General features: G+C 47.3%; 7 protein-coding genes and 1 pseudogene. 7 read left to right on the plus strand and 1 reads right to left on the minus strand.

Annotation, left to right across the window (positions count from 1 at the left end; genetic code table 11):
* Nucleotides 1-44: 44 nt before the first annotated feature.
* The 7 genes and pseudogenes from Q0668_RS21815 to Q0668_RS21845 form a co-directional block, all read left to right on the plus strand.
* Nucleotides 45-500, plus strand: a pseudogene (locus Q0668_RS21815) (response regulator); the annotation flags it as partial.
* A gap of 286 nt (nt 501-786) precedes the next feature.
* The gene (locus Q0668_RS21820) at nt 787-1,494 is read left to right on the plus strand and encodes a methyltransferase domain-containing protein (protein ID WP_298868539.1); all 708 of its coding nucleotides are present in this window, start codon (nt 787-789) and stop codon (nt 1,492-1,494) included.
* Nucleotides 1,491-2,654, plus strand: a complete 1,164-nt coding sequence (locus Q0668_RS21825) for an NAD(P)/FAD-dependent oxidoreductase (protein WP_298868541.1) — start codon at nt 1,491-1,493, stop codon at nt 2,652-2,654. Before Q0668_RS21820 ends, Q0668_RS21825 begins: the two co-directional genes overlap by 4 nt.
* 29 nt (nt 2,655-2,683) lie before the next feature.
* Nucleotides 2,684-3,802: a type III polyketide synthase gene (locus Q0668_RS21830; protein WP_298868543.1), complete on the plus strand. Its 1,119-nt coding sequence runs from the start codon at nt 2,684-2,686 to the stop codon at nt 3,800-3,802.
* A gap of 328 nt (nt 3,803-4,130) precedes the next feature.
* A complete protein-coding gene (locus tag Q0668_RS21835; protein ID WP_298868545.1) occupies nt 4,131-6,377 on the plus strand; it encodes a DUF1549 and DUF1553 domain-containing protein in 2,247 nt (748 codons plus the stop codon).
* Between the two features lie 92 nt (nt 6,378-6,469).
* Nucleotides 6,470-8,740 carry a serine protease gene (locus Q0668_RS21840; protein ID WP_298868546.1) on the plus strand — a complete coding sequence of 757 codons (2,271 nt, stop codon included), beginning with the start codon at nt 6,470-6,472 and terminating at the stop codon, nt 8,738-8,740.
* 2 nt (nt 8,741-8,742) lie between these two features.
* Nucleotides 8,743-10,167, plus strand: a complete 1,425-nt coding sequence (locus Q0668_RS21845) for a DUF1501 domain-containing protein (protein WP_298868548.1) — start codon at nt 8,743-8,745, stop codon at nt 10,165-10,167.
* A gap of 80 nt (nt 10,168-10,247) precedes the next feature.
* On the opposite strand, the gene Q0668_RS21850 is transcribed toward Q0668_RS21845, so the two are convergent.
* Nucleotides 10,248-11,687: a catalase gene (locus tag Q0668_RS21850; protein WP_298868551.1), complete on the minus strand. Its 1,440-nt coding sequence runs from the start codon at nt 11,685-11,687 to the stop codon at nt 10,248-10,250.
* Between the last annotated feature and the right edge of the window lie 225 nt (nt 11,688-11,912).

An 11,912-nucleotide genomic window follows, 5' to 3' on the forward strand; every position in this document is an offset into this window, starting at 1 on the left:
AACACGTCCATACTTAATTCCTTGATTTCAAGGAATTATTAGAGGAACCCTTAAAGAAATCAGGAGCGGATGTGACCGTTGCCGATAATGGAGAAATTGCTGTTGATCTCGCGTTCGCAGCAATGAGAGAATCGCGCCCCTTCGATGTGATTCTGATGGATATGCAGATGCCTGTGCTGGATGGCTATGCGGCTACACGAACATTGAGAAATCTTGGATATCAAAAGCCCATAATTGCATTGACCGCGCATGCGATGTCTACCGATAGACAGAAATGTCTTGATGCGGGATGCGATGATTACGCCAGAAAACCAATTGACAACAAAAGCCTGATTCAGATGGTGGCGAGTTACTCAAAAGTTGAATCGGCTGCCAGTGATGCGAATTTTTCAGAAATACGAATTGACGAGAAGACTCTCGAACAAAGTTCGTCCTATCAAACCCTGTTGAGTGCTAATATAGTCAATCGAGAGGCCCCTTTTCCCAGATGTCCTGTTTAGGCTTCCGTACATTTTTGCGTAGAGTAATGACGGGGTTTCATGATTCGGGTTTTCGTTCTCTCAGTGTGCATTACTCAAAAATCGTTCATTAACCAAAGGATTCAGGCGATATTAGAGTCCAAAGGATCTTTGATATACGTTGGTCGCGTTCGTTCCTTGATTGACATTGAATGTCTCGTCCACGATGATCCACCAATGGTAATATGGTATTAGTCGTAGTCTGGTCGCTTTTAAATACAAAAAAATGTAATGAGTAGATAATGAATCGACTCGGATTGAACGGATTATGAATTTGCAGGTTCGCAATCGAGAACCGGAATTGATGGACCAGCCGGGATTGACCGAGCGGGAGCATGCCCGTGCATTAGCGGGTTTGCGACGCGTTAACTGGTGGAGCCGCAGCAGTTCTATTTTATGGCCTCCGATTCGAAATCTGGCACGCATTGTAGATGATCGCCCCTTACAAATTCTGGATATTGCCAGTGGAGGAGGTGATGTCGGATTGGATATTGCACAACGGGCAAAACGAGCCGGGATCTCCGTCGAAGTGGATGGATGTGATATCAGTTCTTATGCCGTGAAGCATGCATCGGAATTGGCTCAACGCATGCAGCTTGATCAGGTTCATTTTTATGAGCGCGATATTCTGCAGGAACCGTTCGATAAAAAATATGACGTAGTCATGTGCTCCCTGTTTCTGCATCATCTTGATGAGAAACACGCCTCGCGGTTGTTCAACATTATGTCGAATGCCACGAGACATCTCGTTTTAGTGAATGATTTGCGACGAACACGATTGGGATATTGGCTGGCCTGGGCAGGATGTCGTTTGTTGACCCGTTCCCCGATTGTGCATACCGATGGCCCTCTCTCCGTGGCTGGTGCATTTACAATGACTGAAGCCGCTGTATTGGCGAAGCAGGGTGGATTGAGCGGATTTCAAATGACTCAGCATTGGCCACAAAGATGGCTATTGCAATGGAGTCAATCATGAGTTTATCTCATGTAATCAGTATCAGTGATGCTTGTAGTTTAGACTGGGATGTGATCGTGGTTGGAGCAGGACCCGCGGGATGTGTGGCCGCCCATCAGTTATCGCTCCAGAAGTTACGTGTCTTACTGATTGAGCGTAAGGCGTTTCCGAGATACAAAGTTTGTGGGTGTTGTCTTAATCAACGGGCCATTTCCTCATTACAGCAGATCGGTCTGGGCACGATTGTTGAAGATCTTGATATTGTACGGCTGGATTCGTTTCAGGTGCGTTACAGCGGACGTGAAGCCATAATTCCTTTACCCGGCGGGATTGCGATCTCCCGATCCGTGTTCGATGAAAAATTAGTGCAGGCAGCGATTCATGCAGGCTCTTGTTTTTTACCGGAAACGACCGCCATGTTAAGGAACTACACAGAACATGATCAGGCGCGTGATGTGGAACTGACTCATCAAGGTGAATTATCTGGCGTCGTGACGGCAAAAATAGTTCTGGTGGCAGATGGGCTGGGGCATCCGAGTTTGCAGAATTGTGAAGGTTTTAAGAGTGTGATTTCTGAGAACTCTCGCATCGGGGTGGGAACCTTGCTCGCGGAAGATGGATCTGCGGAATATCCAGCCGGTATGATTCATATGGCAATTAATAAAAATGGATATGTGGGGCTAGTGCGTGTGGAAGACGGCCGCCTGAATATTGCCGCAGCGATTGACCGGGATTTCATCAAAAAAAGCGTCAGTCCTAAAGAGTCTGTGATTCAGATCTTGAAGGATTCAGGATTTCCGATCTTACCTGAAATCTCTGAGGGTTCCTTTAAAGGTACCATACCGATCACCCGTAATACGTTGAAACCTGTGGGGAAGCATGTATTTGTGTTGGGCGATGCGGCGGGTTATCTGGAACCATTTACAGGCGAAGGGATGGCCAATGCCATCTCGGAGGCGATAACGGTTGCTCGCATTGTTCCGCGCGCGTTGTTGAAGTGGGATCATCAAATTGAAGAAGAATGGTTAAGAAAACAGCATGATATTTCGGTAGGTCGCCTATACTGGTGTCGTTGGCTTGCGCAATTATTGCGTTCACCTAGAGCGGTGGGCTTGGGATTGCGTCTGTTTCATATGTTTCCGGGAGTGGCTCGCCCCATTGTGACCCGTTTAAATCGTTAGAGTAAATCCCAAATACACCGAGAATAAATATGAGTTTTGAAATACTCGGAATTGGTACCACCACTCCTCAGCATTCTATCGAACAATCAGAGGCTGCGGTTCACGCTGAATCCTTAAGTTGCAGTTCTGATTCAACGGATCAACAGCGACGGCTATTGCCCATTTTGTACCGGCGCGCTGGAGTAAAAACACGGCATAGCGTCGTATTGAATAGCAGTACGAATGGTGAAATAGCGCGGCAATCATTTTATCCTCCTGCAACATCGGAAATTGATTTTGGCCCGACGACATCCCATCGGATGAAGGAATACGAAACTCATGCTTCTTCGCTGGCGATTTCTGCGACAATTGAAGCATTGAATACCGGGAATGTCAGCCCTTCTGAAGTGACGCATTTAGTAACGGTTTCGTGTAGTGGTTTCAGTGCTCCCGGTTTTGATATTCTGTTGCTGAAAGAACTGGATTTCTCTGCCGATGTGGCCCGCACGCATATTGGCTTTATGGGATGTCATGGAGCGTTGAACGGTTTACGTGTTGCGAAGTCGTTTACCGACAACGATCCGGAAGCGTGCGTTTTGGTTTGCGCTGTTGAAATTTGTACTTTACATCAACAATATGGCTGGTGCCCGGATAAGATTGTCGCAAATGCACTCTTTGCAGATGGGGCGGCTGCTGTTGTTGGAAAACAGGGGACAAATCGTTCGGGAGAATCCTGGAAACTTGTCGCATCAGGATCAACGTTGATTCCTGACTCTGAAGAGATGATGAGTTGGCGGATTGGAAATCATGGGTTTGAAATGACCCTCTCGCCACAGATTCCGGATTTGATCAATGCTACATTGCGAAGCTGGCTGGAACCCTGGTTGGCTCTTCAGGGATTTACAATCGAAGAGATTGGAAGCTGGGCCATTCATCCGGGCGGTCCCAGGATCCTGAATGCGGTTGCCGAAGCGGTGGGGTTTGATGAATTGCAGCTGACGCCCTCGCGTGAAATTCTTGCAGAATATGGCAACATGTCGTCGCCGACGGTGTTGTTTATTCTGAAAAAATTGCAGTCGCAGAATGCCAAATTGCCTTGTGTGATGCTGGGGTTTGGCCCCGGTCTGGCCATTGAAGCTGCTTTAATTAATGAAACTGAATTCGTCTAATTAACAGCGTGTCAGAGTTCTGCGTAGAGATTCGATTCAAATGGGAGGCGATCAGATGAAATTAGAGGCCCATTATAATCAGACAAGATGACGTTTTCACTCCTTTATCAGGTATCACTGGATGATACTTCCTGGAGTGCTAAAATCAGGTATGGTTTTTAAGCTCAAAATGACGATAAAATAGAGTAGTGTCTGTATAGGTTTTTATGTGCCAAATAAAACTTAAATATTGACAATCCTTGTCTTCAATAGTACAGTTTTATATAAGAAATAGATGCTTTTTAAGCATTTCCCTCCAATACATTTTCCCGCCTCAATAAGAATTGATATGACAACATTGCATACAGCCTATTCATCACGTCTGTTCTTTCTGCGCGTTCTGAATTCACTTGTGGTTCTGCTCGTGTTTTCGGGGATGACATCAGGCGCAGAGGATACGCGTTCTGTCAGCTTCGTGAATGATGTGGTTCCGGTTTTAACGAAGGCCGGTTGTAACATGGGTATCTGCCATGCCAAAGCGGGAGGTGGGCAGAATGGTTTTCAACTTTCCCTTTTGGGATTTGAACCGTTGGAGGACTACGAGAGCGTAGTGAAAGAAGGCCATGGACGACGCCTGTTTCCTTCGGTGCCGACAAAAAGCCTGTTCCTCACTAAAGCATCGGGAGAGACGCCACATGGAGGAGGGGTTAAGCTTCCGCGTAATTCAGAGGGTTACCGACTGATTCGAAAGTGGATTGAGGAGGGGGCCACGTATTCAACTGGCAAGGAACCGACTTTGGTGTCTGTGCAGGTTGAACCGAAACGTGGCCTGATCAACATGGGAGAAGAACAGAAACTGAAAGCCATCGCGAAATACTCGGATGGCAGCATTCGCGATGTTACAAAGTTAGCGCTTTACGAATCCAACATATCAGCGATGGCAGAGGCCAGCGAAGATGGAGTTGTGAAGGTGAACGATATTCCCGGTAAAGTTGCAGTGATGGTGCGGTATCAAGGTAAGATTGCCGTTTTCACTGCAGCCGTCCCATTAGGTGCACCGGTCACAAAAGTCCCCGCATCGAAAAACTTTATTGATAAGTATGTTTTTGCCAACTTGAAAGAGCTGGGGATTCCTCCGTCATCTGTTTGTGACGATGCTACTTTTCTACGTCGTGTGACGCTTGATCTCTGTGGACGGTTTCCGACAGAAGAAGAGGCAGCGGCGTTTCAGGCGAGTACTGACAAAAACAAACGTGATCAGGTTGTTGAATCATTATTGCGAAGTCCCAATTATGCCGACTACTTTGCATCCAAGTGGGTGCCCTTGCTGAAGAATCGGCGTGATGCTACCGCTGATATTACATCCAATTTTGCGTTTCATGCGTGGATCAGGGATAGTCTGCTGGCAAACGTTCCCTACGATCAGATGGTGCGTGAACTATTGGGGGCAACCGGTACGGTGGTTGGTAATCCACCTGTGGCATGGTACAAACGGGTGAAAGACCCTAAGGAGCAGTTGGAAGACATTGCTCAGTTATTTCTGGGTGTGCGGATGCAGTGTGCCCAATGTCATCATCATCCATTCGAACGTTGGAGTCAGGACGATTATTACAGTCTGTCGGCTTTCTTTTCACAGATTGGCCGCAAGCCGACGGGTACTCGTGGTGAAGATCTGATTTTTCACAAACGGGGACTCGCGCAGGCCAAAAATGTCAAATCGGGAATGATGCTTAAGCCGGCCGCACTGGGTGATAATGTAGGTGAGATATCCCCCGATGAAGATCCTCGGCTGCGACTTGGAAACTGGATGAGCTCTAAAGAGAATCCCTTCTTTGCCAAAGCGCTGGTGAATCGTTACTGGAAACATTTTTTCAAACGTGCTTTGATCGAGCCTGAAGATGATATCCGTGATACGAACCCGCCTACCAATCCTGAATTAATGGCGGCGTTGGAAAAACAATTCATCAGTTCCGGCTTTGATTTGAAACAGCTGGTAAAATTAATTACTCAGTCGCATGCCTATCAGTTGAGTTCAATGCCGAACGAATATAACCTGCTTGATCGCCAGAATTATTCACGATTTTACCCGCGGCGTTTACAGGCAGAGGTTTTATTAGACGCCATCGATCAGTTGGCTGGTTCATCTACAGCATTTGCCAATTTGCCACCTGGAACGCGTGCCATTTCTTTACCTGACAACAGCTATAATAATTCATCGGCATTCCTGAAAGTCTTCGGGCGCCCGAACAGTGCCAGTGTTTGTGAATGCGAGCGTATTCAGTCATCGAGTCTCGCGCAGAGCCTGCATTTGATCAATTCAGGGGATATAAAAGCGAAACTTGCTACGGGCGCTGGTCGCGCTGCTCAATTTGCCAAGTCTGAGTCATCGACTGAAGAGAAGGTTAACGAATTGTATCTGGCTGCATTTTCACGCAAACCACGTCCAGAAGAATTGAAGACGGCACTGGATTATCTGAATGAGCCGATGCTGGATGCAAAAGGTCAGCCGATCGCAAAGAAAAAACCGACCAAGAAAGATTACCAGGATTTGATCTGGGCGTTGATGAACACAAAGGAATTCCTGTTTAATCACTAGAGGCATGATCAATTAAAATGAGTTCTCTTTTCTAGAGAAACATCCTGATCGAGACAGAACGTGTTGTTTATAATTTAACCAGAGGAATCGGAATGATACGACAATATCGACAGCCGCTTACATTGATTGCAGGATACTGTCTGATCGCAAGTCTGCTGACTACAACAGCTTTTGCGCAGCTTGTTTGTCTGCCTGCTCCGCGATTACTGACCACCAAGCCTATGGGAGGTCAGGTTGGAACCAGTTTCGATGTTAAGATTACAGGTCAGAATCTCGATAAATCTGACAAGCTCAGTTTTTCGCATCCCGGTATATCTGCAAAACAGAAACTGGGGAAAGACGGACAGCCTGTGCCTTATACGTATGAGGTTACCATCGCAAAAGATTGTCCGAAAGGAATTCATGAAGCCCGCGTCTTGACGCGGCTGGGTGTATCCTCAACACGCGTCTTTAATGTGGGCGAATTACCCGAAGCGATTCAGAGTAAAGCGAACACATCTCTGGAAACGGCGATGAAATTGGATTTGAATTCTATCTGCAATGCCGTCATGACGAGACAGAAGATCGATTTCTATACATTCGAAGCAAACAAAGGGCAACGCATTATTGTTGACTGTGCCGCTAAAGGCATTGATTCGAAACTGAATCCCGTTGTGATTATTGCTGATGAGAAGGGCATGGATCTGCAAGTGGAGCGCCGCGGCGGAATGCTCGATTTTGAAGTTCCAGAGACGGGGAAGTATGTGATCAAATTACACGGCCTGACTTACGATGGCGGGCCTTATCACTTTTATCGCTTAGCGATCAGAGACGTGGCAAAAGGGGAAGTCGTTTCCCGGCAGCCTGCCATCCAGGCGGTGAATGCATTCTCTTGGCCGCCTGTTGGACTGACAGGCAAGACAATTCGTCCTGAATCAGAACCCAATAACCAACATGCACAGGCACAAAAAATTACTCTGCCTTGTGATATTACGGGTAGTTTTTATCCCGCGGCTGATGTTGACACTTTTGAATTTACGGCAAAGAAGGGGGAAGTATGGTGGGTGGAAGTCGCTTCAGAGCGGTTGGGTCGACCTACGGATCCTTCGATTGTGGTTCAATATGTGAGTGGAGAAGCATCCAAAGAAACGTTGACGGATGTTGTGGAGTTGAGTGATATTGCTACTCCGATTAAAGTTTCCAGCAACGGTTACTCTTACGATGGCCCTCCTTACAATGCAGGTTCATCTGACATTATTGGTAAAGTTGAAATTAAACAGGATGGCGTGCATCGCCTGCAATTACGAGATCTGTTTGGTGGAACCCGTAACGATCCCAAAAATATTTATCGTTTAATTATTCGCAAGGCAGAACCTGACTTTGCATTAGTCGGATGGGCGTTGCATATGAATTTACGAAATGGTGATCGCAGTGCTTATTCCAAGCCAATTGCTCTGCGTGCTGGTGCAACCATGCCTATCGAAGTGGTCGTCGTGCGTCGCGATGGTTTCACTGGAGAAATCGATTTGTTTATGGATAATTTACCAGAAGGTGTGAGCGCTGCAGGATTGAGAATTCCGAAAGGCAAGACGCGCGGGATAATGTTGATCAGTTCTGAAGCCAATGCTCCACGTGGTTTGACGAGCGCGGCGTTTTTCGGTCGTGCTACGATTAATGGTAAACTGGTGACGCGTCCCTGTCGCATGGCATCCATGCAATGGCCCATTAGGGATGCTTCGGGTGAAGTACCCAGTCCTCGTTTACTTGTGGATGTCCCTGTTTCAGTAAGTAATTCGGAGCTGGCTCCGATCACAATTGCTCCTGCTGAAAAGAAAGTCTGGGAAGTGACCGCGGGTGAGAAATTGACCATTCCGCTGGTCCATGCACGTCGTTCGGAGTTTTCCGGAGCCAATATCACCTTGAAGACCTATGGTGACGGTTTTGAACGGGTGCCTGCCTTCGATGCCCCTTTAACTAAAGATTCTTCCCAGGCAGTACTCGATTTAGCGGTACTCAAAACAGCTCCTGGTGATTATCAAATTTCATTTTACGGTTATGCTGTAGTCAAATACCGCGAAAATCTAGAGGCAGTTGCTTCCGCAAAAACGGCACTCATGCAGGCACAACAGGAAGCTGAAGCACTGACGGCGGAAGCAAAAAAACTGGCTGATGTCGCAAAGACCGCTCCTGATGCACAAAGAGTGAATGCAAATACCGCTGCCAAAGAGGCCGCGAAAAAAGCGAAGTCTGCGGAAGCGATTGTAGCTACATCAGACAAGCAATTGAAAAGTGCGACAGCGAGATCAAAGCCAAAAGACATTGTAGATATAATTGTTTCAACGCCCATAACTATTCGTGTTAATCCAGCCAAGAAAGCGAAATAGAGATGACAGATCCATTTAATGCTTCATCGATCAGCCCCTGCCCGGGACCGGAGAACCGTCGTGGTTTCCTTAAAATGGGTCTGGCCGGGTTCGCTTCGTTGACTCTACCGGGGATTCTGCGACTCCAGGCAGCAAGCCCTGCTACGAAAAAGAAGGATAAAACTGCTGTCATCATGGTCTGGCAACCGGGTGGATGTTCGCATATTGACACATACGATCCCAAGCCCAATGCACCTAGTGAATACAGCGGTCCCTTCGGAACGATTCCGACGAAAATTCCGGGGATGAATTTCAGCGAATTGTTGCCGATGCAGGCCAAGATCGCTGATAAATTTACGGTTCTCAGATCGATGCGACATGGCAGCCCCGGACACCCGGCTGGTACATTGAGAATGTTGACAGGCGATACGGATTCACGCGATAAGCAAATTCCCAAATATCCTGACTGGATGTCGGTTACTAATTACCTGCGTTCCAAAGAGGGGCCGCGGAAAAACCCACTGCCACCTTATGTCGGTATGAATTTTTCCTCACAACGAGTAGGTGCGGCTTATCTTGGTGATGCTTATGGGCCCTTTACGGTGTCAGGTGATCCCAATAAACCTAATTTCAGTGTGCCGAATATTGGGTTGTCCAATGCGGCTGAAGTTAAACAATTAGATCGTCGTGCAACGCTTCGCCAGAAACTCGATACACTGGAGCGGACTTTTGACCAGGAGGGTGAACTCAAAGCGCTGGATGAATTTGAAATTCAGGCAATGACCCTGTTGACGAACCCAAAAACAAAAGACGCATTCGATTTGAGTAAGGAAGATGATCGCACGCGCGATCGTTATGGAAGGAATACCTGGGGACAGCAATTGCTGATGGCGCGTCGTCTGGTAGAAGCCGGCGTGGATATTCTCACGACCAGTTTGAGTGGGCCGTTATGTGGCCGCGTTAATAACTGGGATGATCATGCAGTCAATCATCATGTGTTTGACGCAATGCGATTCCGCTCTCAAGTCTATGATCAGGCAGTATCTGCATTGATTGAAGATATCTATGAGCGTGGCCTGGACGATCGCGTGATGGTTGTAGTGACGGGAGAATTCGGCCGTACTCCCAAAATAAACTATCAACCCAGTACCGGTGTCGGTAACGCGAGTGCTCCGGCTGGTACAAAACAACCTGGCCGAGATCATTGGGCGCGTGCTTTTTCCAATATCTGGGCGGGTGGCGGCATTGAAACTGGGCGCTTTATCGGTGCTACTGACAAGCTGGGCGAAGACTCAATCGACCGGATCTGCGGCGCTGGCGATTTTCTGGCTACGATATACCATCATTTGGGAATCGATTCTTCCAACGTGCTGATCGAAGACTTTAATGGCCGTCCGACTCCGATCATCGCCGATCAGGGTAAACCGATTCCTGAACTGATTGGTTGAATCAGCTGGTTAAAAAAGAGACGCATTGAAGGAAAAGGATTCTTACTTTCCTTCAATGCGATGTTGGCGTTGACTCTTTCTTACGAACAATCGAGTGCTGCACGAACGCCGGAAGCGTAGTCAGGATCAATCAGTTCGAAGTGTTTTAACTGGCGGTCAACAATGTTTTCGGGAACGCCTTGCATGGCGGCTGCGATGTTTGAGAACAAACGTGCTTTCTGCCCTTCGTCAAACAGGTTGAAAAGCGCGCGCGGTTGAGAGTAGTCATCATTTCCTTCGCGGTGATCATATCGTGCCGCATCCCCTGAAATTTTCAACGGCGGTTCCGCAACATCCGGCTGTTCGATAGGGCCGTTAAATGAATTGGGCTCGTAATAGGCATCCGAAGTAGTGCCGTTGGGTTTGAAGCTCATGGCACCATCTTTATGGTAATGGTGTACCGGGCATTTCGGTGCGTTGACCGGCAAAGACTCGTAGTGTGTACCCAGTCGATGACGATGAGCATCAGGATAAGCGAAAATGCGGGCCTGCAGCATTTTATCAGGCGAAAATCCAATGCCGGGAACGATATTAGAAGGTGAGAAAGCAGCTTGTTCAATTTCCGCAAAATAGTTTTCCGGATTACGATTCAATTCCAGCGTTCCGACATCGATACAGGGGTAATCACTGTGAGGCCAGACTTTCGTCAGGTCGAACGGATTATAAGGCGTCTGGTCCGCGTCTGATTCCGGCATCACCTGTACTTGAAAGTTCCATTTTGGAAAATCTCCATTTTCAATCGCATAAAACAGATCTTCCTGTGTGCTTTCACGTGTTTTACCGACGATCTGTTCGCCTTCCTCGTTGGTCCAGTGTTTGTGTCCCTGCAATGTTTTGAAGTGGAACTTGACCCAGAACCGTTCATTTTTGGCGTTGATCAAACTGAAGGTATGACTTCCATAACCGTTAATGTTTCGAACGCCGACCGGTAAGCCCCGATCTGAAAAGAGGATCGTAATCTGATGCAAAGATTCAGGCGAAAGCGACCAGAAATCCCACATGGCTGTCGTCGAACGTAAATTCGAACGAGGATTTCTTTTCTGCGTGTGAATGAAGTCCGGGAATTTATAGGGGTCTCTGATAAAGAAGACGGGGGTGTTATTGCCAACCAGATCCCAGTTCCCTTCTGCCGTGTAAAATTTTAGTGCAAAGCCTCGAACATCTCGTTCCGCATCAGCGGCTCCTGCTTCACCTGCTACCGTTGAGAAACGTGCAATCATCTCGGTTTGTGTACCGGGTTGCAGCACGTTTGCTTTTGTGTATTTACTGATGTCTTTTTCAATTTTCAGTGTACCGTAAGCTCCCCAGCCTTTCGCATGAACAACACGTTCGGCAATTCGTTCACGATTCTGGTGCGCCAGCTTTTCAATTAATTGATAATCTTGCAGGAGAACGGGCCCACGTGGTCCGGCTGTCAATGAATTTTGATTATCAGCAATGGGTGCGCCGCCCGTGGTTGTCAGTTTTGGTTTTTTGTTCATCGTACTTCTTTCTTCAATGCTCGTCCGGGAATGTCAGAATGCATGGTAGATTTACGACTTTAACGATCTCAGTTTGAATTTCAAACAGAATTGACCCGGAAAGGATTTTCTTTCACTTGCTTGAGCCGGGAAGTGCTCATTTAAAGCTACTTTTTCCATGTTTCTCATTGATGGGAGTGAACATATTTTGGTGGAGGCATATCTATTAAATTCATTTCTAAAATT

Source organism: uncultured Gimesia sp., from assembly GCF_937910335.1.
Taxonomy (GTDB): domain Bacteria; phylum Planctomycetota; class Planctomycetia; order Planctomycetales; family Planctomycetaceae; genus Gimesia.

What these genes read in the sequence shown, in the direction of transcription:
- Q0668_RS21820 (WP_298868539.1), top strand. Translation starts at nt 787, where the DNA reads ATGAATTTGCAGGTTCGCAATCGAGAACCGGAATTGATGGACCAGCCG.
- Q0668_RS21825 (WP_298868541.1), top strand. Translation starts at nt 1,491, where the DNA reads ATGAGTTTATCTCATGTAATCAGTATCAGTGATGCTTGTAGTTTAGAC.
- Q0668_RS21830 (WP_298868543.1), top strand. Translation starts at nt 2,684, where the DNA reads ATGAGTTTTGAAATACTCGGAATTGGTACCACCACTCCTCAGCATTCT.
- Q0668_RS21835 (WP_298868545.1), top strand. Translation starts at nt 4,131, where the DNA reads ATGACAACATTGCATACAGCCTATTCATCACGTCTGTTCTTTCTGCGC.
- Q0668_RS21840 (WP_298868546.1), top strand. Translation starts at nt 6,470, where the DNA reads ATGATACGACAATATCGACAGCCGCTTACATTGATTGCAGGATACTGT.
- Q0668_RS21845 (WP_298868548.1), top strand. Translation starts at nt 8,743, where the DNA reads ATGACAGATCCATTTAATGCTTCATCGATCAGCCCCTGCCCGGGACCG.
- Q0668_RS21850 (WP_298868551.1), bottom strand. Translation starts at nt 11,687, where the DNA reads ATGAACAAAAAACCAAAACTGACAACCACGGGCGGCGCACCCATTGCT.